Annotated in this window: 18 protein-coding genes; 2 read left to right on the forward strand and 16 right to left on the reverse strand. The window is 29.1% G+C overall.

Features of this window, described 5'->3' with window-relative positions:
* Positions 1-27 precede the first annotated feature (27 nt).
* From bvRMA01_RS00610 to bvRMA01_RS00660, 11 genes are read right to left on the reverse strand one after another with little or no spacing between them, the layout of a single operon-like run.
* Positions 28-627 carry a Maf family protein gene (locus bvRMA01_RS00610; RefSeq protein WP_247031454.1) on the reverse strand — a complete coding sequence of 200 codons (600 nt, stop codon included), beginning with the start codon at positions 625-627 and terminating at the stop codon, positions 28-30.
* Positions 617-895: a hypothetical protein gene (locus tag bvRMA01_RS00615; protein WP_011772085.1), complete on the reverse strand. Its 279-nt coding sequence runs from the start codon at positions 893-895 to the stop codon at positions 617-619. Before bvRMA01_RS00615 ends, bvRMA01_RS00610 begins: the two co-directional genes overlap by 11 nt.
* A 14-nt stretch (positions 896-909) precedes the next feature.
* A complete protein-coding gene (locus bvRMA01_RS00620) occupies positions 910-1,680 on the reverse strand; it encodes a hypothetical protein (protein WP_247031457.1) in 771 nt (256 codons plus the stop codon).
* A gap of 24 nt (positions 1,681-1,704) precedes the next feature.
* Positions 1,705-2,307: a hypothetical protein gene (locus bvRMA01_RS00625; RefSeq protein ID WP_247031459.1), complete on the reverse strand. Its 603-nt coding sequence runs from the start codon at positions 2,305-2,307 to the stop codon at positions 1,705-1,707.
* Positions 2,300-3,961: a 30S ribosomal protein S1 gene (locus bvRMA01_RS00630; RefSeq protein ID WP_041178416.1), complete on the reverse strand. Its 1,662-nt coding sequence runs from the start codon at positions 3,959-3,961 to the stop codon at positions 2,300-2,302. The genes bvRMA01_RS00625 and bvRMA01_RS00630 overlap by 8 nt, the downstream gene beginning before the upstream one ends.
* 2 nt (positions 3,962-3,963) lie before the next feature.
* A complete protein-coding gene (gene cmk, locus bvRMA01_RS00635; RefSeq protein ID WP_247031461.1) occupies positions 3,964-4,632 on the reverse strand; it encodes a (d)CMP kinase in 669 nt (222 codons plus the stop codon).
* Complete coding sequence (locus tag bvRMA01_RS00640; protein WP_433996707.1) at positions 4,633-5,376, reverse strand: pseudouridine synthase; 744 nt, start codon at positions 5,374-5,376, stop codon at positions 4,633-4,635.
* Entirely contained in the window at positions 5,348-6,145 is a 798-nt protein-coding gene (locus bvRMA01_RS00645) for a hypothetical protein (RefSeq protein ID WP_240390430.1), read from the reverse strand. Before bvRMA01_RS00645 ends, bvRMA01_RS00640 begins: the two co-directional genes overlap by 29 nt.
* On the reverse strand, positions 6,123-7,214 hold the full coding sequence (gene recA / locus bvRMA01_RS00650; protein WP_011772092.1) for a recombinase RecA: 1,092 nt from the start codon (positions 7,212-7,214) through the stop codon (positions 6,123-6,125). Before recA ends, bvRMA01_RS00645 begins: the two co-directional genes overlap by 23 nt.
* Before the next feature lie 10 nt (positions 7,215-7,224).
* The gene (greA, locus tag bvRMA01_RS00655; RefSeq protein ID WP_247031463.1) at positions 7,225-9,927 is read right to left on the reverse strand and encodes a transcription elongation factor GreA; all 2,703 of its coding nucleotides are present in this window, start codon (positions 9,925-9,927) and stop codon (positions 7,225-7,227) included.
* Between the two features lie 36 nt (positions 9,928-9,963).
* On the reverse strand, positions 9,964-10,908 hold the full coding sequence (locus bvRMA01_RS00660; RefSeq protein WP_011772094.1) for a tetratricopeptide repeat protein: 945 nt from the start codon (positions 10,906-10,908) through the stop codon (positions 9,964-9,966).
* Between the two features lie 186 nt (positions 10,909-11,094).
* Between bvRMA01_RS00660 and bvRMA01_RS00665 the strand changes: the two genes are divergently transcribed.
* On the forward strand, positions 11,095-12,234 hold the full coding sequence (locus bvRMA01_RS00665) for a tetratricopeptide repeat protein (RefSeq protein WP_247032388.1): 1,140 nt from the start codon (positions 11,095-11,097) through the stop codon (positions 12,232-12,234).
* A gap of 45 nt (positions 12,235-12,279) precedes the next feature.
* Here bvRMA01_RS00665 and hisS read toward each other — a convergent pair whose 3' ends face one another.
* On the reverse strand, positions 12,280-13,650 hold the full coding sequence (gene hisS, locus bvRMA01_RS00670) for a histidine--tRNA ligase (protein ID WP_247031465.1): 1,371 nt from the start codon (positions 13,648-13,650) through the stop codon (positions 12,280-12,282).
* Between the two features lie 142 nt (positions 13,651-13,792).
* Here hisS and bvRMA01_RS00675 point away from each other — a divergent pair, with 142 nt between their 5' ends.
* Entirely contained in the window at positions 13,793-15,670 is a 1,878-nt protein-coding gene (locus bvRMA01_RS00675) for a penicillin-binding protein (protein ID WP_011772097.1), read from the forward strand.
* 1 nt (position 15,671) lies between these two features.
* On the opposite strand, the gene bvRMA01_RS00680 is transcribed toward bvRMA01_RS00675, so the two are convergent.
* The 4 genes from bvRMA01_RS00680 to bvRMA01_RS00695 all read right to left on the reverse strand — a co-directional run bounded on the left by bvRMA01_RS00680 (position 15,672) and on the right by bvRMA01_RS00695 (position 22,285).
* On the reverse strand, positions 15,672-17,564 hold the full coding sequence (locus tag bvRMA01_RS00680) for an AMP-binding protein (RefSeq protein WP_247031467.1): 1,893 nt from the start codon (positions 17,562-17,564) through the stop codon (positions 15,672-15,674).
* 155 nt (positions 17,565-17,719) lie between these two features.
* Positions 17,720-18,025 (reverse strand): PG0541 family transporter-associated protein, encoded by a 306-nt coding sequence (locus bvRMA01_RS00685; RefSeq protein WP_011772099.1) that lies wholly within the window; start codon positions 18,023-18,025, stop codon positions 17,720-17,722.
* 93 nt (positions 18,026-18,118) lie between these two features.
* Positions 18,119-21,292: an efflux RND transporter permease subunit gene (locus bvRMA01_RS00690; RefSeq protein ID WP_247031468.1), complete on the reverse strand. Its 3,174-nt coding sequence runs from the start codon at positions 21,290-21,292 to the stop codon at positions 18,119-18,121.
* A gap of 15 nt (positions 21,293-21,307) precedes the next feature.
* The gene (locus bvRMA01_RS00695) at positions 21,308-22,285 is read right to left on the reverse strand and encodes an efflux RND transporter periplasmic adaptor subunit (protein ID WP_247031470.1); all 978 of its coding nucleotides are present in this window, start codon (positions 22,283-22,285) and stop codon (positions 21,308-21,310) included.
* Positions 22,286-22,292 lie beyond the last annotated feature (7 nt).

Genomic DNA, 22,292 nt, shown 5'->3' on the forward strand with positions numbered 1-22,292 from the left:
CCTAAATCCCTCGCTTTTACTCACTACTTATATAGTGGAAATTACGTTTTCTCTAATAAGAATATCATAAAACAAACCAATTGGTAAGCCTATGATATTTGAATAACTACCATTAATATATTTAATCAAGATATCTGCAACACCATTTTTAAGACTTATACCTCCAGCTTTATCTTTCCAATGTCCAAGTGCAATATAATGATAAACAATATCTGGGGTTAATTCCCTAAATTTAATAAATGAAACCTCACAGGCTTTAATTATTTTTTCTTTCCCTGGAATAAATACACAAAAACTAGTTTCAACCTCAATAAGCTTATGACTATATCCCATTATCTTACTAAAAGCTTCCTTTTCATCACTTAGTTTTCCAACATAAATTGAATCATTCTTTAACAAAGTATCAACAGTAATTAAACATTTATCCTTGCCATACTTCTCAATAGCATTAGTAAGTTTAAGAACCGCTATCCTCTTTGTAACACCAATTTCACCTGATTTCATTATTGAACCTTCATCAATATCAACACTAAGGGATAAAAATTTAATTTTCAAAGCCTCTAAAAACTCGGCCCTAGCAAAAGAATTTGATACAAGTGCAATCTCAAAATTTTCTTTATAAATCATTCTTACTTCTCTCAGAAAATCCTAATAAAGATATCAAAACTATTGAACCAATAACTGGGAACAAATAAAATAAAACATCCACTTGTCTATTATAATAATCGGAATAAAAAAGAGGTATAAAAAATAAAAATAAAACACTTCCTAAAAAACTTATCAAATAAACCAGCAAAAACCCAAATCTCAATATACCAAAAAAGACAACAAAAAAACTTACCACAAAAGAAATAATAATATTAGTTAAAATTAAATGAAAAAAAAACGTTACCATGTCTCGGCCTTTAACTAACTCGACAACCCAAAACCATGTAGACTCCCTAAATTCACAATAACACTATATAAATCATCTTCAATAGCATTACCTACTGCCATAACAAAAATTACTAAATTATATTTAGGAGAAACATCTTTTGTAAAAAAGCTATCGCTAATATGCTTAAGATCAAATGGCCTATTTGTACTGTTAGTGACTTTAGATTTTTTCAAAGCTTCAGAAAACTCCCTATACAAATCATTAACAACATAAGATCTATATACAGTCTTGATACTCCTAATAAGAGGGGCTGAAGAACTATTACCTTTTCTTATATTAATAAAAACCGAACCAGGGGTACTTTTTCTCAAATTTTCAAAATTAAGTTCAAAATATAAAGGAAAATTTCCTTGAATCCAGCTTTTGTCTAATTTCAAAGTCGGTTTCCCTGAAAAACGATCACCATCCAAATTAATTTTATAAAATCCCCTTCTATTAAACTCATTAACATTATTAAAAACACTCTTTAAAGCATTAAAATCTTTTTGAACACTTTCTGCAAAACCCCTAAAATGGTAATTTGATCCTTCTGGATAAAATTTATAATATATATCAAAACCCCTAACCCTAGAATTATGGTTATTACCAAAATACCAAGAAGGCAACGCAAAAGCAAGAGTATCTCTGGAAGCTCTACTATCAATAACCAAAGGGGAATCGACTATGACAATATCCTCAAGACCACAACTAACTACTAATAAAAAAACAATTAATAATATAATGTTATTATCAAATTTTTTCATACTAAAACAAAAAAACAAACTAAATCATCTAAGCTGCAAAAGCTTATTCTTGGCAAGATTAACATATAAGTTATTTTCATAAGAAAAATTAGCAATCTCTGAATATATATCAATAGCCAATTTTTTATCTCTAGTTTCAATTAATACTGCCTTACCAAGCAGGGCTCTAATTTTAATAAAATCTAATTTAGTCTGCTTAATCAAATTATCATATATGATTAAAGCATTATCCACCTGTCCCATTTTTTCATAAATCACAGCTTTATTAAGATAGGCAAGCTCTCTTTCAATCCATTTTGAACCAATAACAATATCTAAATCCTCAAGAGCTTCTTTGTATAAACCTTTACTTTGAAAATAAGTAGATCTGGCAAGATAAAACCGTGAAAGAAATTCATAAGCAACATCGTCTCTCTTATTTATAGACTCCTCTATCTTAGACTCTAATTCAAGTTTCTCTTCAATATTTTTTGCTCTTAAATACAGATTTAAATCTCTCTCAAGATTTTCTACTACATCCCCTCCTGCCTTAACATAATCTACATCCATAGAACTATAAAAATAAACAACAATTCCCACAAAAACAATAACTGTAAAAATACCTATAAAAAATTTATTTTTAAACATCAGCATTCCTCTTTAACAGATTTGCAAAGGGTTTATAAGATTCTTCATCATCTTCCTTAAACAAATAAGAAGAAATTTCTTCGCTTGATTTTTGCTCTTTATAAGCCCTATAAGAAAGCAAAACTAATTTGTTTTTAAAATCAATATTGGTGATTATAACTTTAAGTTTGTCTCCAATATTCAAATTTTCAAAAGTCTCCAAACTGGACTCTTTTGTATCTCCAAGTTGTATTTTACTAATAAATCCCATTATTTTACCATAAACTCTTACCTGAACTCCCTTTGACTTCTTCTCTACAATTTCAACTTCAAGAGTATCACCTTTCTTATAGCTCTTAGAAAAATCATCCCAAGGATTCTCTTCCAACTGTTTAATTCCCAACTTAATATTTTGCTTCTTTGCATCAAGTTCAATTACTTTTCCACTAATTGAACTGCCTAATTTAAAGTATTCCTCAGGATTAACTTCGTCAATCCAAGAAATATCAAATTTACTAATATATGCGTCTATACCTTCTTCAATGCTCACAAAAGCACCCGTCTTTGTAATATTTTTAACAACACCCTGAACAACTTTACCAACAGCACACCTTTGAGCCAAATTATTCCATGGATTTTCATTAACTTGCTTAATACCTAAAGATATTTTTTGATTTTCCTTGTCTATCTCCAAAATCTTAACTTCTACGATTTGACCAACTTTAACTAATTCCTGAGGACTTTTTATAACCCTTACCCAAGAAAAATTACTTATATGAATAAATCCTGATATCTCACTATCAAGTTCAACTACAGCCCCAAAAGGTAATATTTTGACAACTTTGCCCTTTACAATACTCTCAACCTTATACTTAGCCTCAACAGAATCCCAAGGATTTGTCTTTAAAGCCTTAAGAGATAACTCCATCTTTACTGCATTTACATTTAATTTAATGATTTTCAATCTTAATTTATCACCAACACGAATAAAATCTTCAATATTCTCAACACGATTAAATGCAATATTCCTTTTATGCAATACTCCTAAAACAAGATTTTTAACCTTTATAATAGCACTATAATCTGTAATTCTTTCAACAACACCATCAACTATATCCCCCTCATTATAAGAACTAACAAGTTCTTTTTTCTTTACAAGCTCTCTCTCTCTCTCCAAAGTTCGTCTATCAAGAATAAGTCTAAGGCCATCGGTTTTATCTGCCTGAACAACATAAAACTCAACCACTAAACCTCTTTTTAATTTTTCATCTCTAAATTTAGAACTCAAATAAGATGGCATAAATCCAATAACATTCTCATTAATCTGAACTTTATAGCCACTTGAAAGTTCAGCTAAAATCTTGCCTTTAAGCACCTTTCTATTTGAAATATACTCATCAATCTTATCTTGCAAATTTAGAGAATCAAGCTTTGCAACACTAAGAACTAATCCTAATTCTCCCCCTACTTTTGTAACTATTGCATCAAGCTTATCTCCAATACTTGGAATGGTTTCAAATTCATCGATTTTAATAAAACCTTCAGATTTATAACCAATATCTACAAGCACATAATCTTTCATGACATTTATAACAACACCAGAAACACTACTACCTAGTTCTACTTTTTCAAGAACCTTTAGATAATTTTCTTGTAAATCTTCTTGATTTTCCATTCTCACCTCTCTATCACTTTTTTTTTCAAATTAAACGTCTTTATGATAATATTACATACATCATCTAAGCATTTATAGCTTGTATCAATATAAAACACTTCCTTATCCAATTTCAATTTACCATACTCTTTATTTTGATCAATCTCATCCCGTCTCTCTAGTGCTTGCTCTAACTCATTTAAAGTTACATTATCACTCCTTTGATTATACCGTCTTAAAGCTCGCACTTTAACAGAAGCATCAAGATAAATCTTGACCTCAGCTTCTGGAAATACTACAGTAGTAATATCTCTACCCTCTATTATATAATTATCATCCTTTAATTTAACTATTTCTCTTAATTTTTTATTAACAATATTTCTAACACCTATATAAGAAGAATAAAGAGAAACTTGAAAATCTATTCTTTCATTTAAAATATGGCTTATAACATTTGTACCATTAAGCAAAAAATCAAAACCATTAAATTTGATATCATTTTGTGATACAAGTTCCAAAATTTTACTCTCACTAAGCAAATCATATTCGTTTAGTGAAAACCTTTGAGCAATCAAAGTTATTATCCTATAAAAATAACCAGAGCTAATAAACTTAAACCCTAATTTCATCCCCAATGCTTTCGCAATCGAGCTTTTCCCCGAAGCTGACGGGCCATCAATTGCTATTACCATTTAATATTCTCCCAAAATTTGTGTCTTGAATTTATTAATCTTAGCTAAAGACAAAACCTTAATTTGCCCTTCTTTTAAATCATCCAATTTAATATTACCTATTCTAATTCTGTGAATTTTCTTTAAAAAAATATTCTTACTTAAAAAAACTTTTCGAATCTCCCTATTTTTACCTTCCGTTAAAACCAATTTAACAGAATTATTGCCAAGCATTACATAAGATTTTAACTTAAAAATTTCCCTTCCTATCTTTATTCCATGTTTAAAATTAATAAGCAAATTCTCATTAACAGCCCTTTTTGACTCAACAATATACTCTTTTTCAACCTTACTCCTTGGATGAACAATATTATTTGCAAACTGACCATCATTAGTAAAAAGTAAAAGCCCAGAACTTTTAAAATCAAGCCTACCAATTGAAAATAAACGTTCTTTAAACAAAGGCTGAACTAAAGATATTGCCAACTGTCTCCCCTCTGGATCAAAATTGGAACACAAATAATTTTTAGGTTTATGAAGGGCTATATAAATCTTACTTTCAACTTTACAATCCCTAAAAACAAATACCTGTTTTCTACACTCCACTCTATCACCTAAGAATACCTTATCTCCAAGTTTTGCAAGAGTATTGTTTATTCTAACAGAATTCTTTCTTACAAGATCTTCACAAAACCTCCTAGAGCCCACACCTTTCTCTGCTAAAAAAACATGAACTCTAAGCCCTTTGCTGTTTGTATTCGTCAATACTTTTTCCCTTTCTTAAAACCAACTTATCATTTACGTAAACTAAATCTATAATATTTGACATTTTATATTCAAGAACGATTAAAAAGTAACAAAATCTCTCAAAAAAGTAAAACTTATCATCAAAATTTAATAAAAATTCAAAAATAAAATTATCTTCCTTAGTTAAAAGAGCAATAATTTTTGTTTTTTTATCAAAAATTTTAGCGTCATATATACCTAAAATAACATTAGATCTAAATTTAATATTACGTAAAATATCATCATGCTTTTTACTTATCCTACTGACTTTACTCTTAACCTTATTAATACCTACCATATAATTTTGAACATTATCCACACTTTCAAAAAAAATACTATTTTCTCTCAAAAAAGAAGATTTAGATACATTTAAACACTTCTCATCTTTTAAATTTCGAGTTGAGGACTTGGACTTTACATATTTTTCACTGAAATTTATTAATTTTTTAACCATCTCCCTTTCAACTAACTTCTTATCTTTTAATTTTACTGGATAAAGAATTTGTGTCTTTAAATAAAGCAAACTGGTCGAAAAAGAATAAAACTTAATTAACTCTTTAACATCTATTTCAATACTCTCAGAAAATACTAAAAAATCTTCTATTATTTTATTTAAATTAAAAGTCTTTAAAATTTCTCTTTTATTTCTTATATAATCAAAGAAAATTTCTATTCCCCCTTTAAAATCATTACAAACAATTAAATAATCATCTAAATTTGTCATTCTATTCTTTATCTTTTTTAACATTAGGCGGACCAATTTCAATAGAATCTGGACTTAGACCTTCAAAAATTATCTTTCTAAGTTTAATCTCAAGTTCATTAGTAAGTTCTTTTTCTTTAATGAGATAAATAATAGCACTTTCTCTACCTTGTCCTAATTTATCATCTCCTATAGAATACCAAGAACCTATTTTTTGTATCAACTTATACTTAATCGAAGCATCTAATATACTAGCTTCACGTGAAATACCTTTCCCAAAATAAATCACAAGCTCGATTTTACGAAAAGGAGGTGCTACTTTATTTTTCACAACTTTAACTCTTACCTTATTCCCAACAACATCATCTGCAGAACTCCCCGTTACCTGTTCAATTTTCCTAACTTCAAGACGAAGAGAAGAATAAAATTTTAAAGCATTTCCTCCAGTAGTAGTTTCTGGATTGCCAAACATTACACCGATTTTCATTCTTAACTGATTGATAAACATAATACAAGTCTTAGACTTTGAAAGTATACCCGTAATCTTTCTTAAAGCCTTGCTCATTAATCTTGCTTGAAGCCCAATTTGACAATCGCCCATCTCTCCATCAATCTCTGCTTGTGGGGTTAAGGCGGCAACAGAATCAACAACAATCAAATCAACTCCACCACTTCTAATTAAATATTCAGCAATCTCAAGAGCTTGTTCTCCAGTATCAGGTTGACTAAGCCAAAGTTCATCAATATTAACACCCAAAGCTTTTGCATAAACAGGATCAAGAGCATGTTCAGCATCAATAAAAGCTGCTATTCCACCATTTTTTTGAACTTCAGAAATTGCTTGAAGAGTTAAAGTGGTTTTTCCAGAAGATTCAGGGCCAAAAATTTCTATTATTCTTCCCCTTGGATATCCTCCAACACCAATTGCCTCATCAAGCAAAATAGAACCACTTGATATGCTCTCTATGCCTTTACCCACAGGAGACTCTCCCATCTTAATAAGACTTCCTTTACCAAAATCCTTCTCTATTTGAATTCTAGCAAGCTCAATGGCCTTTTCTCTATTTAATCTATCATTTAAAGAATCATCTATTTTATCTTTTAATTTTGACATTTTACCTCTTCTAATTAATTTTGGCAGGTTCTATCTTTTTAACATAGTATTGAAAATGAGTATCATTTATTACAAAATCAAGATTATCACCTTCTTTGGCATCTAATAAATTTTCTCCAAAAGGAGATTTATACGATATAATACCTTCATCAGGATTTGACTCCCAAGGTCCAAATATCAAATAAGACTCTTCCCTTTTTGTATCTTTATTAATCATAGTAACTTTTGTTCCAAACCCAACAACAGAGCTTTGAAGTTCTTTAGTATCAATAACTTTTGCAACATCTATTTCTGACATAAGAGAATTTAATCTCTTTGTTAAAAACTGTTGTCTTTCCTTTGCAGAGTGATATTCTGCATTTTCTTTTAAATCACCAAGTTCACGGGCCTTGCCAATTTCTTTAGAATTTTCAGGTATTTCTACATCCTTTAAGTACTGCAATTCTTTTTGCTTCTTACTAAGAGAACTTAAAATAGTTAAAAATCCTATCTCGACTTTATCCCCTGAGGATTGCATTTTCTCATCTTCAAATTCAAGATCAATAAACACACTTCTTATTGCAGTTTTAATATGTAAAAGATCCTTTGGGGGAAAATCTCTTATATAAAAACAAGTCATATATATTCTTTTGGCAAGCTCCTCATCCATGACATTATTTAAAACAATACTAAGATATTTATCCTTAATTAAAAGATTCATTACCATTTTATAAATTCTCTTGTTAGCGACAGAATTATTTTTATTATTAATCTTAACAACACTATCTGTTAAAATTTTGATCAAATTTATCAATAACTCTGAATCAGAATAATCTAAATCAAGTGAATACGAAGTATAATGCTTTAAAAGCCAAATATAAGCATCTTTATAGACTTTATAATTTTTTATGATATAGTTAAAAAGATGTGCTGTTTCTTTTATATCTTCTTTATAAAGAGAATCTATCAATTTTTTATTAACATAACAAGGAAAAAGCTGCTTATAATAAACAACCCAATCAACTAATTCATCCTTGATTAAGGATACCAACTCCTTTTTAATCTCCGCATTCAAGATTGAATCAAAAAGATCAACTATATTCTTGGAATACTCCTTTAAGAGAACATCCAAATTAATATCTTTTTCAATATTAATCTTAAAAGCACCACCCCTCTCAGAATTTTTTAAAGACTTAAGTATTACATAAGAACTTATAACATAATGATCAACCTTTGCAAAATTATTAACATAAATCAAAAAGTAATTAAGCATTTCTTCTTCAACATGTAAATCCTTTACAACACCACTAGCGGTACAATAGTGCATAAAAATTTCATATCTTTTATAAAAATCCTTTTCTACTTTAAATTTATCATAAATCTTTTCATTAAAATTAGAAGCTCGCTCATTATATATATAACAATCGGCTTTTCCAGATGCCATAACAAAATGGGGATTATCTTTTAGAATTTGTTTAGCTTTTACACTCCAAGCATTCCACGCACTCTGAGTCATCAAACTTGGAACAAGTTCTCTTTTTATCCCTTTAAGATCAATTGACTTATAGCTTTTAATAATTATCCTTAAGGCCCATTCAACATCTCTCTTCAGATTCTCTACAAGCTCTTCTTTTGGCTTAATCGCCTTTAAAACCCGAATATCTTCTTTCTTAAGAGGAGATAGCGCAGACATAGCCATATCAAAACTAATAAAATGTCTTCGTTTAGAAACAAAATCAACTACAATGCCTTGTTCATTGACATCCTTAACTATTCCTACAAACCAGGTTTGATGATATACAAAATTACCCTTAGCAAAAAATAAATATTTCTCAAAATCAGAATAAACATCAATAAAATTTTTATCCAAATTTTCAAGATCAGACTTTTCAAGATATTCTTCAATATTTTTAACATCTTTATATTTTTCTCTTAAAAAGATAACTAAATTTTCTCTCGCTTTTTGATTTTTATTGTCAAGCTTCAAAATTCCCTTCAAAATTTCTATTGTTTCATCAATATTTTCACTTACAGAATAATGTTCATATAAATCTTCATAAAGAACAACAACCTTTTTAAATCCGAGCTCTTTCTCAACTTTCTGAAGTATAAGAAGAAAAGAATCAAAATCATCAGAAACATATCTGATCAATTTAGACCATACCTCTCTAATACCTGACATTTGTTTTTTATCGATAAAACGGTAAATAGCCTTTCTAAAAAAATATATTGATTTCTGCAAATCAATATTCTCATAATGCGTAGCAAGTTGCCTTACACATACAGTATCATCAACATCAGCTTCAACAATGCGCATCCAAATACCTGGAAGTTTATCATTCTCATTATTTTGCGAATATATCTTTGCAAGCGTATAGAGTGCATGCTTATTTTCAGAAGTTAAAAGCATCTTGTGACATATATGTTCAACAAGAGACCACTTCAAATTTTGTGAAAACAAGTCTACAACTGTAAGCAAACTCATATCATTAAGCGGTCTTCGACTATATATAAGCATGCCTGAAATATAAAGACCAGCAATACTTTTTTTGACATCCTTTAAATGTTTACCACAAATATCTAAAGCTTCTTCTGTTAAATTTTCAGAAATTATACTATCTATTAATTCATCCAATTCCCTTATCTTGGCAAGAGAATAATTATTAACAACTATCCTTGTCCATTTATCCTCCTGCAAGATATTATTTAATCTTTCTATAGTAATATTAGACATTCAACTCTCCTAATATCAATTTTATTAAAAACCAATCTAATTAACATATTGCTGATATATTCCTATATCTATTTCCTTAATATAAGATAAAATTTCATCAATCCGAACACGATCTTCTTTTATCCTTACATAATGATCAATAAGCCAAAAATATTTATTAATAAGCCTTGGAAGTAATATGCTCTCATTTATTGATCTATAAGACTTCTCCTTAAGCTCATTACGCAAACTATAAACAGACTGCTTTAAATGACCAAGTTCAATAGGTCTTAATTCTCTTTTTATATTAAAAACACCATTTAGTGCTCCATAAACAGGTATCCACTCCTTAACAAGAGTATCAGAAATATTTCTATCACTCTTAATAGCTTCTATTAATTTAAGTATCATCTCAGATTCAAGCGCATCTATATCTATCTTTTGGGGATTAATAAAAAAAGCCTCTCTAAATAATACCTTAGCCTCCTTAATTTCATCAATAAGGGCATAAGAATCAGCAAGTTCAGCAACTACATCTGCATTATCTTTTGTATCTCCTAAAATCTGCAAAAAAACAGTTATGGCTCTCTCATAATTACCCATTCCCTTGTAAGACTTAGCAATCTTTATTAAAATATCTAAATTCTCTGGCTGTAATTTATATATATTTTTATATATCTCCAAACATAATTGAAATACAAAATACTTAATTGAGTTACGACCTTGAATAAAATCAAAATTCATCTTTTTTAAATATCTTCTAGCAAAATTATTCCATTCTCTTATTAAAAACTCAGCCTTCTCATAGTCTTTATCTATACGATCAAGACTTTCGACTTGACCATTCCAATATACAGAACTTTTTAAAGCCGTTAAAATCTCAATATTATCAAAATCAAGAGAATGTGCTTCCTCTGATTTCATTAAAGCTGTCTTAAAATCACCTTTTCTGAAGCTTAAATAAATATCTTTGATTAATTCCGCGATTTTTTCTGATGACACATTCCTACCACTTTAAAATATGTATAAATCCCAAACGAGCTTATATAATTATAACATTAATAAATTTTTAGTCAAACCGGTCTTTTTAAAACAAAAAACAATATTCTATTTATTATTTTTTTAAGATAATATTTATATATAAAACATAAAAAATAATATCATGAGGGTAACTTCAACTTTATGGCAATGGAACCTAATAAACTTATTAATAAATCTATTAGTTATTATAACTCTCAAAAATATTCAGACGTAGTAAAACTTTTAGAAAAGGAAATTTTCCTTTATAAAAATTACTATTTTTATCATTATATTTTAGGAATGTCTTATCTTCGAATGGGGAATTTAGGAACTGCTCAAACATATCTAAAAAAAGCTTACACTTTAAATCCAACAGAACCAGATGTTAAGCAATCAATTGCAATATTATTAGCAGCTCAAGGCAAAGAAGACAAGGCTATACAAATATGGCTTAAAATGATAGAAGAGAATCAAGAAATACAACGATCAGAATTTTCCCTAGAAACCATTAGAAAAAATCCTATTCAAGGAGCACTATTCCTGAATAAAAACAAAATATATGCTAAGCTATTTCCAGAAATCAAAGTAGAAACGGGACAAAATTTATCTAAATTAATAAGAATATTACTAATAATAGCAAGCCTTGCATTTTTATTAATAGCAATATTCTTACTCATACATTCAAAAGAAACAATTAAACTGTCATTAAGTAACTCTAAAGTAAAAGAAAAAAAAGCTATTAACAATATTGCGGCATACATTGATGATATTAAAATAAATGACAAAGAAAAAATTGAAAACCATGAGGGACAATTTGTATTTATACTCACTGAAACTGAAATCAAAAATTCATTTCAAAAAATAAAAACTCACCTAAAGCAAGGCAAAGATAATTTTGCAAGAATTGAAATAAATAAAATATTAAATTCAAATGCCTCAGAATCAATTAAACTTAAAGCTAAAAATCTTGCAAGTTTTATCTCAAGACCTAATTTTATCACATTCGACGATTATTTAGTTTTAAAAGAAATCAAAAAAAATCCATTAATTTACTCAAATGTATATGTCAAATGGGAAGGAATTGCAAACAATATTGAAAAGAAAGACAACATAACCTACTTTGACTTTTATGTAGGATATAATAAAAATACTCTTGAAGGAATTATAACAACAAAAACAACTTTTGATATTGATATCAATTTTAAAGATTACGTTGAAATACTAGGACAAATAGACTATGACTACAACACAAACATATTAACTCTAAATGCAATTACGATACGCAAGATAGAAAAACAGAAGAACTAGTACTTAATAAGGAATCAAAGACACTAAAGCTTAAATACCTTTAAGTTAAAAAGGTGTGCATAAAAATTTGTCATTACCCTTAATAAATTTTATAGCTTCATCAAAAGACAATAACAATTCTTCCTTTTTAGTCAAGTCTCTCACTTTTAACTTATCTTCTCTATATTCATCTTGGCCTACAAAAATTAAAAACCTTATAGCCTTATTAAGAGCATATTCTATTTGCACCTTAATATTTTTACCCTCTTTACTCTTAGGATACACTTCACAAGCAATATTATTTATCTTAGAATAATCATGCCTTCTAAATTTATCCGCAAGTTTATAATAATAATCTTGTAAACTATCATCTATATTAACAATTAATACTCTAGAACTGGCCTTAACCACAAATAACTTGATATAATTAAATTTCTCAATTTCAATTATATCTTGAATTCTATCTACACCAAAAGATCCTCCAACTCCTGAAACTTTTTGCAAAGAGCTAGAAAATAAGGATAATAGATTATCATATCTTCCACCACTACAAATACTTCCCATATTAATACCTATCATCTCAGCTTCAAATACAATCCCGGTATAATAATCAAGCCCACGAACTATCTTAAGATTAAAATTAAAAGCATCTTGAATTCCCAATGCACTCAGATGTACAAAAACATCCTCAATCCTCTTAACAGCATCATTGTTCTCTAAAACACCTTTTAAAGTCTCCAGTTTATCCCAAAAAGCCCCTTCTAAATTTATAAACTCCAATATCAAATCAACATGCTCTTCGTTTATCTGTACAAGCAAATTTTCTCTAACACTTTCAATCCCCATTTTATCTAATTTATCTATATTCCTTAAAATAAAAGTGGCTTTATCCTTTAATCCCAACTTATCAATATAAGCATTCAATATACCAATGTGAGAAAAATGAATAACAAACTTTCTATTAATACCTTCTATGAAATTTAAAAAAATCTCTTCAAGCCCACAATAAACAATAGATAAAATTTCAGCATCACTACGAAAAGTATCCTCACCTACTATATCAAAATCAAATTGCATAAATTCTCTATACCTACCCCTCTGAGTATTCTCACCTCTAAATACCTTGCCTATCTGAGATCTCCTGAAAGGGAATTTAAGCTTAGATCTATTAGAAGCCATAAATCTTGCAAAAGGAACCGTTAAATCAAAACGCATAGAAACATCTCTATCTCCGTTATCTTTAAACCGATAAGTTTGTTTTTCTACCTCATCCCCGCTTTTTCTTAAAAGAAATTCAGAATACTCAAGAATAGGAGTATCTATTAAATCAAAATTATACGAAACAAGAACACTATATATTTGTTTTATAATATGAGTACGAATTAACGCTTCTTTTGGCAAGTAATCTCTAAACCCCTTTAAAGTTCTAACATCCACTATATTTAAACCTCTATTAATTTCAAATTTAATCTTTTCATAATATAATATTATAAATATGAAAAAAAATTAATCAAACACTAATACTAAAATCATCAACTGTCAAATATTTAATATAATATAAGGAGCATCTAAATATTTAATGCATAAAAAATTTGCTAGCAGCTTAAGATTAAATATCATCCTCATAATTTTCCTAATAATAACTCTGTTAACCATTTATAAATATTTTGTGCTAATGTCCTCAAAAGACATACAATATTTTTCTCAAAATATAAACCACATCTCAAGAAGAGGCAACATCTATGATAGAAATGGTAAAATCATAGCCTTCTCTTCAAAATCACATTCGGTCGGAACGGATCCAAACAAAATAAAAAATATTGTAAATACATCAGAAACTCTTGGTGCAATATTGAAAATTGATCCTCAAATACTTAAAAAAAAACTGTCTTTAAAAAAAGGATTCATATATATAAAAAGAAAAATAACAAGAGAAGAATCTGAACTAATTAAAAGAATTCAGTCAGAAGGAAGATTAAAAGACATCATACTTTATCCAGACTACACAAGAATTTATCCATTTAAAGAATTAACTAGCAATATTACAGGATTTGTAGGAACTGATAATATTGGACTTACAGGCATTGAACTTTCTCTAAACACCATATTGAATGAGGATCTCACAAAACAAAAATCTATAAATGAAAAATTAAGTACAAATAACATATATTTGACAATAGACATAGATCTTCAAAAGAGCATAAACCAAATAGCTCAAAAACACTTTAAAGAAAACAAACCTGAAAATATGATTGCCATAGTAATGAATGCTAAGAATGGAGAAATTTTATCAATGCTTCAATTTCCACAATATGATGCTAATTATTATGCAAAATATCCTAAAGAAATATGGAACAATTTTGCCACATCCCTAACCTATGAACCTGGAAGTATTAATAAAATTTTTACAGTAGCCATTCTATTAGACAGTGGATTATTAAAATCAAATGAAAAATTCTTAGATAACGGTATATACCAAAAAAAATTTAAATCGGGAGAAGTAGTTACAATTAAAACTCTAAATCCTCCTTATGGCTATATTGATCCCAGTGGAATTCTAATTTACTCATCAAATGTAGGAATAGCACACATTACAGACAAAGTAAGTAACGAATATTTCCATAATAAACTAATAGACTTTGGTTTTGGAAAAAGAGTAGGATTCCCCTTGCCCGGAGAAACAAAAGGTCTATTAACCCACCATTCAAAATGGTCCGGACGAAGCAAAGCCACAATTGGATTTGGACAAGAAATAGGAGTATCTGCCATTCAAATATTACAGGCTGCTAGTGCATTAAGTAATGAAGGAATTATGTTAAAACCCAAAATCATAAAAAGAATAAGCAATGAAATGGAAAATACAATTCAAGAATTTCAAAAAGAAGAAATTAAAAAAGTAATATCTAAGCATACAGCAAAAGAAGTTCTAAAAATGATGAGAGAAGTCGTAAATAAAGGAGGAATCCCAAAACTCAAGATGAAAAACTTAAGCATTTCAGCAAAAAGTGGAACTTCACAAGTAATTGATAAAAACACAGGTAAATATTCGGATGAAGATTACACGTCTTCAATACTAGTAATATATCCTACAGAAGATCCGCAATACATTATATATATTGTATACAGATATCCTAAAAAAATAATATATGGAACAAGAATTGCTGCACCAATGGCAAAAGAAATAATAGAATTGATTGAACATCGCAATAATAAAAATGAATACAATGAAATTAAAATTTCTTCAAAAATTAGCATACCAAAACCTATAATAAAATATGAAAAAACAGAAACCCTGCCAAACCTTACAGGAATCTCAAAAAGAGATTTAATGAAAATCTTAAAAAACTATACAAACATAAAAATCAAGATAAAAGGAAATGGTTTTGTATACAAACAATCTAAACCACCTAACACAAAATTAAAACATATAGACGAACTTGAAATAATCTTAAAATAATTTAAGAAAATAAATTCTTTATCTCATTTTTATAAAAACTTAAAATATAATTACGCTTAACATCCATCTTAATAGACATTTCTTTACCTACTTCAAATGGTTTTTCTAAAAGAACAAATCTCAATATTTGCTCAAAAGGCTTAAATCCATTGGCTCTATTAATAAGCTTTTTTATCTCATCATTAATAGCTTTAAGAACAATATTATTTGCAATAATCTGCCGCCTATTGTGAGCATCAAGAATTTTTTGCCCCATGCTTTCTAAATATTTATTTATCTCTTCAAAATTAGGAAGAATCAATGCACCTAAAAATTTTTGATCTTGACCCACAACAACAGCCTTTTCAATGAGTAAAGATTCTTCAAGCTTAATTTCAATTGGAGCAGGCTCAATATTCTCTCCATTATTTAAAACAATAGTATCTTTTTCTCGTCCTATGATCTGAACAACATTATCCTTTGATAACTTAACAATATCACCAGTCTTCAAAAATCCATCAGATCCAATAACCTGCCTTGTAGCATCTTCATCTTGATAATATCCAATCATAACTTGAGGACCTTTAATAAATAAAATTCCCTTGCCTGGTGTCTTAAGCTTATTGCCATTCTCATCCCTAATCTCAGCAACAGTTTCAGGCAATATCCTACCACAAGTACCAATCATTATCTTTTCATGTTCATTAGATGCAACACCAGGAGATGCTTCTGTTAATCCATAAGCATTCGCAAGCTCAATTCCAATTGAGTTAAAAAACCTAACAACAGATAAAGACATACTACCCCCACCAGTGATCCCAACAAGAAAATTATTGCCTAAAACTTTCTTTATCTTTTTAAAGATAATTAAATCTCCCAAAACTCTAAGAGGAAAGAAAAAAATCAGACCCAAAATCCCTAAGAGTTTTTTCATAGGAAATAACAAATCAAATCCATTATCGGGATATAATCCTAAAATTATTCTATAGCAGATATCATTTAAACATGCTGATTTAACAAAAATCTTAAATAACAATTTTGACAAAAATGGTTTCTTGGCAACCTCTTTAAAGATATTTTGCTTTATTGCAATCCAAAGCCTAGGCACAGCTGCAATATAATGAGGATTAACATTTTTCATATCATCAAGCATGTTTCTTGGAACAATACTTGAAAATAAACAAGTCATACCTTTAAGAAAAATATTATAAGAAAATGACCTTTGAAATGAATGCCAAATTGGCAAAATACACATAAATATTTGTCCCTCACTAGTATTAATCATTCGACTAAAACTAGAAACCTGATAAAGAAAATTAGCATGAGAAAGCATTACTCCTTTAGGATTCCCTGTAGTACCAGAAGTATATATTATTGTTGCCATATCATCAGGATTAATATTACTTAAAATTTCAATAATCTCTTCATCTTGCCTTGACTTATCTCCAATTGAAATGCACTCTTTATAAGTATAAATCTTAAAATTACCAAACTGTATTTTATCCTTTTCATCTAAGTCATCAATAATAACAATTATAGGGTCAACTTTAAAGTTAATCTGAACAACCGAATCAAGAAGATTGAAATTTTCCACTATTATTATATTGGGAAGCACATTATTAATAATTACTTCGGCTTCAAAAAGAGTAACATCAGCTCCTTTTGGAACGTCTACAGCACCTAAAGCCAAAATCGCAAAATCTATAACACTCCATTCAATTCTATTCTCAGAACAAATAAACACTTTATCCTGATATCCCAAACCCATCTTTTTTAAAAATGCTGCAAATTTTAACACATTATTTTTTAAATCTTCATAAGTAACATTGAAATAATCTTTGTTACTTCTATATATTTGTGCAACTCCATTGCCACGTTTTTTAGCAATTTCAAAAAAGTTTTTTACTATTGACATATGAACCTACTACACACTCATAATAACAACTATTATAAATAAATTATAACACCTTAAATAACAAAATCATAATCCAATTTTCATTAGCTTAAATTCGTCAATAGATAAAAAGTTTTATAAAAATAAAACATGCATTACCAAAAATCAATAAAGATTTAGTTGCCTATAACAAAAAATCTAATTCCTTCAGTAGGATACTCTTGATCTAACATCTCAACAGCATTTCTTAATTTTTCTATAATAAATAAATTATCAGTATAAACCACAAGAATAAAATTTTCTTCAGGCCAAATTTCATTACCTTGCTTCTCACCCGTTCTCCCTTTTCCTTGAACATTATATATCTTAGAATAATATATACATTCACCTAAATCTTTTTCTATCCTATGCATATGCTCATGAAGATCAAGCTCTAAAGACAGATTAGAAATTATTTCTGCTCTATACACATACCCTCCCAATCTTAATCCTCATCAATAAAAACATCATCCGAACTACCATCAATCTTAACATTCCCCTAGTATTAATTTTAGAAATATCAATAATATTTGCATTTATATTTTATCTGAAAAACCCCTACTTCCTCCCTGAAGATCAATTTTGTCAACAGGACCCCCTGACTTAAAAGAAATAAAAGCGTTTATAGAAAGTTTATAAAAAATTTCAAAAATCATAGGAATAAAAAGCAAAGTCAGAAATGTACTAGCAACCATTCCACCAATAAAGGTAAAAGCAATTGGCTTTATAAGATTACTTTCACTTGAACTTGAGAATGCAAGGGGAAAGAGTCCTATTATTGATGTTAAAGCAGACATCAAAATTGGCCTAAACCTGGAGCGACCTGCCTCAAGCACTGCATCTTTAAGATTAAAGCCCCTCTTAAGCAACAAATTAATATAATCTACCAATACAATACCCGTATTAACAACAACACCAATAAGCATAAGCATGCCAATAGCAGTAAAAACAGAAACCTTTTCTCCCGATATAAAATAAAACGGTACAACACCTATTAAGGTTAATGGTATTGTAAAGAGAATAACAAATGGCTTTAAGAAAGATTCAAATTGTGCTGCCATTACTCCAAACACAAGCAAGACAGCCATAAACATTATCACCCCAAATTGCTGCATACTACTTGTAAACTCACTGTATTCTCCTTCAAACTTAACCAACACCCCATCTCTCTGAGGTACCTTATTAGTTACAAAATCTACTACATTAGCTGTAATTAAAGCTAAATTTTCACCTGGAGCAATACCTGCTGTAAGCTTCACTACTAAAGACTGATCTTCTCTAGAAATTTCACCAATTCCTTTTGTCTTTTTAAGCCTAACAATTGAAGAAAAGGGCACTTGCACACCAGATGCACTTAAAATAGATATTTTATCTAAATCTTTAAAGCTAGCAATATTGTCTCTATCAAGCCTAAGCAAAATATCATAACTCACTCCATCTTCAATGTAATTTCCTGCTGAAATTCCACCAATATTAGCCCTAATCTCTCTTGAGAGAGTTTCCATATTAATTCCATAAAAATAGGCCTTTTCTCTATCTATTTCTATATCAATTTGCATCTCTTCTCGTATATTAAGTCTAGGATTGACAAGACTGGGAAATTTTTTCTTTAAAAGACTAACTAAAAATTCTCCATATTCTCTTGCATACTCAAAATCCGAAGCAATAATTTTAATCTCAATAGGAGAAGCACCAAAAAAACCTCCTCGTGAAGAAGCATTGGAATTAAAATCAGGATAAAGTTTCTCAACACGTTTATAAACTCTATATCTAATATCCTCTTCATCCTCAACGAATTCTCCATCGGCTTCCTCCTTTAAAGGTAATGTAACGTTAAAGATAAAACCATTTGAATTTATTTCAGAAACGATACTCTTATAAACCTTAATTTCATTTTTTACAATCTCTAAAATTTTATCTGAATAAAACTTCGCAATTTTCAAACTTGTCTTATGGGGAAATTTAAAATCAAAACGAATTAAAGAAGAACGTTCATAGGGAAGAAAAGATACATTTAAAAGAGGAAATAAAACTAAACTTAAAATAAAACTAAAGAGAATAATCAATGAACAAGCTAATTTCCAAGTTAAAACATAGTTTAGCAATTTAACATAAAATCTCTCTCCAACAAAATAAATACCATACAAAAAATCATCAATCCTTTTAATCAATTTATTTTTAATAGGTTTTTGAGAAGTAGTATAAAGCCCAACATAATAACTTGAAAGCACAGATACTAAAAAAACTGCAACAAACAAAGAAGCCACTAAAGATATTACAATAGTAAAAGCAAAATCCCTAACAAAATCACCAATAACACCCAACTCAGCCTTAAAAATAAGCATAGGAGCAAATACACAAATTGATGTCAAGGTTGCAGCCATAATTGGCAACATCATTTCCTGTGTTCCAAGAATAGCAGATGAAATGAGCTTGGCACCCTTCTGCCTATATTTATATATATTTTCTATTACAACAATAGAACAATCTACAAGCATACCAACACTCAAAGCAAGACCTGATAGACTCATAACATTTAGCGAAATATTTGCAAAATACATTAAACAAAAGGTAAGAACAATCGCTAATGGTATTGTAATACCAATAATAATTGTCGCTCTAAAGCTTCTTAAAAAGAAAAAAATAATACATAATGCAAGCACTGCTCCAGAATAAGCTGAATTAGCAACAGAAGAAATAGCCTTTTTAATATGTTCAGCATCATCATAAGAAATGTCTAAAAATATATCTTTTGGAAGTGCAAGCTTGATTTTTTCAACCTCTGCATTTACTGCATCTGAAACAAAAACAGAATTTGCATCGCTCTGTTTTTGTATAGATATCACAATAGAAGGCTTATCATTATAATATGCATAATCCTTTACATCTTGAGCAACACTCTTAACACTTGCAATATCTCTCAGTCTGACCTGAACAAATGAATTATCACCTAAAGAATAAATACTTGGCTTTCCATAAGCAATAACCACGTTTTCCAAATCCTTAATTGAATTAAATTTTCCAGATACTTGTACTTGATATTCCAAATCATTATCTAACATCTTACCAACCGAAAATTCAACATTTTGAGAAGAAATAAACGGTACTATTTCTGATAAAGTAAGTCCATATGCCTCTAACCTATTTTGCGACACTTCAATTAAAATATGCTTACCTCCACCTCCAATAACTTGCACACGTCCAACCCCATTAAGTCTCTCCAACCTAGGCTTAAGAATATTATCTGCATACCTTTTAAGTTCTAAAACCGGTCTATCTGCATACATAACAAACGATATTATTGGCGAAGAGCCTAAACTTCCTCTATAAATCCTAGGTAAGCTTGCTTCTTTTGGTAAAATTCTTTTTGAAATCTCAAGCGCATCTCTTATTTCATTCAAAGCCAAGTCTAAATTAGTTCCATGATAAAACTGAAGATTAATACTGCTATGGCCCTTAAAAGAACTACTAGTTATTGTCTTTATGTTCTTAACTAAGGATAGATTACCTTCTAAAAGACTTGTCACTTTTTCTTCTACTTCTTTTGCGGAACTTCCTGAATACTGAGTAGAAATAGTGATATAACTGTCTCCAATGTTGGGGAGCAAATCTATCTTTAATCTTGAAAAAGTATAAATACTAAGCATCATCAATAATGAAAACAATATTAACATTGTTATTGGTTTACCAACAATTTTTTTTACTAACATAATTAACCTCAAAAATCAAACATTGTCTTCAACATCAAGCCCATCTCGAATATCCACTATATCTACATAAGCTCCATCAGAAAGAGAAGAAATACCTTCAATCACAACTAAATCACCCTCATTAATACCATCCCGAATAGACATAATATTATCTATTTCAAAATCTATTAAAGGAAACACCCTTTCAACTGTTTTTGTATCTGGATTTAATCTAAATACACAAAGTTTACCTTCCCTTTCAACAAAAGCATGGCTTGGAATTTTGATCACATTTTCTAAATGCTTAGTAATAAGTTTAATCTTGGCAAACATACCAATAATCATTTTTCTTGCGTTATCCCCTATAGGTTCAAGATATATTGCAACAGAACGACTTTTAAAATCTAAAACAGGAGATATTTCTGAAATCTTAGCTTTAAATTTTTCATTAGGATAAGATTCAAGCTCAATAATTGCATCATTGCCAACTTTAATATCTAAAATATATTTCTCAGAAACATAAGTTTTAATCTGAATTAAATCAATTCTACCTATTAACGCAATACTTGTTTGAGTCCCAACTGTTTCTCCAATTTTGTAATTAATAGCTAAAACATATCCAGAAATCGGGGATCTTACTGGACTTTTTAAATAAAGAAAACCTGGTTTTGAAGGATCAAGTGTCGCGATAATTTGTCCCTTTTTTACATAAGCTCCAAGCTTCATATTAAGAGACACTATTTCACCTGTAATATTGGGAAATACCTCAACTTTAACTTTGGTATCTACATCACCATTTAAAGAAATATAATTACTCAAAGCACCCTGTCGAACTCTCATCGCAACAACTGGAAATCTATAAGGCTCATTAGTAAAATCACTGGTAGTATTATTGGTATTAATCTCTCCTTGTACTTCACTTTCAGTCCCCTCATTACATGAAAGGACAAACAATAAAACTAAAAGCAACAAATAATACTTAAAGCAACCTCTCATATTAAAAATCGAATTCATAAAATAC

The organism is Borrelia venezuelensis (genome assembly GCF_023035835.1).
Taxonomy (GTDB): domain Bacteria; phylum Spirochaetota; class Spirochaetia; order Borreliales; family Borreliaceae; genus Borrelia; species Borrelia turicatae.

What these genes read in the sequence shown, in the direction of transcription:
- bvRMA01_RS00610 (WP_247031454.1), bottom strand. Translation starts at nt 627, where the DNA reads ATGATTTATAAAGAAAATTTTGAGATTGCACTTGTATCAAATTCTTTT.
- bvRMA01_RS00615 (WP_011772085.1), bottom strand. Translation starts at nt 895, where the DNA reads ATGGTAACGTTTTTTTTTCATTTAATTTTAACTAATATTATTATTTCT.
- bvRMA01_RS00620 (WP_247031457.1), bottom strand. Translation starts at nt 1,680, where the DNA reads ATGAAAAAATTTGATAATAACATTATATTATTAATTGTTTTTTTATTA.
- bvRMA01_RS00625 (WP_247031459.1), bottom strand. Translation starts at nt 2,307, where the DNA reads ATGTTTAAAAATAAATTTTTTATAGGTATTTTTACAGTTATTGTTTTT.
- bvRMA01_RS00630 (WP_041178416.1), bottom strand. Translation starts at nt 3,961, where the DNA reads ATGGAAAATCAAGAAGATTTACAAGAAAATTATCTAAAGGTTCTTGAA.
- cmk (WP_247031461.1), bottom strand. Translation starts at nt 4,632, where the DNA reads ATGGTAATAGCAATTGATGGCCCGTCAGCTTCGGGGAAAAGCTCGATT.
- bvRMA01_RS00645 (WP_240390430.1), bottom strand. Translation starts at nt 6,145, where the DNA reads ATGTTAAAAAAGATAAAGAATAGAATGACAAATTTAGATGATTATTTA.
- recA (WP_011772092.1), bottom strand. Translation starts at nt 7,214, where the DNA reads ATGTCAAAATTAAAAGATAAAATAGATGATTCTTTAAATGATAGATTA.
- greA (WP_247031463.1), bottom strand. Translation starts at nt 9,927, where the DNA reads ATGTCTAATATTACTATAGAAAGATTAAATAATATCTTGCAGGAGGAT.
- bvRMA01_RS00665 (WP_247032388.1), top strand. Translation starts at nt 11,095, where the DNA reads ATGGAACCTAATAAACTTATTAATAAATCTATTAGTTATTATAACTCT.
- bvRMA01_RS00675 (WP_011772097.1), top strand. Translation starts at nt 13,793, where the DNA reads ATGCATAAAAAATTTGCTAGCAGCTTAAGATTAAATATCATCCTCATA.
- bvRMA01_RS00680 (WP_247031467.1), bottom strand. Translation starts at nt 17,564, where the DNA reads ATGTCAATAGTAAAAAACTTTTTTGAAATTGCTAAAAAACGTGGCAAT.
- bvRMA01_RS00690 (WP_247031468.1), bottom strand. Translation starts at nt 21,292, where the DNA reads ATGTTAGTAAAAAAAATTGTTGGTAAACCAATAACAATGTTAATATTG.
- bvRMA01_RS00695 (WP_247031470.1), bottom strand. Translation starts at nt 22,285, where the DNA reads ATGAATTCGATTTTTAATATGAGAGGTTGCTTTAAGTATTATTTGTTG.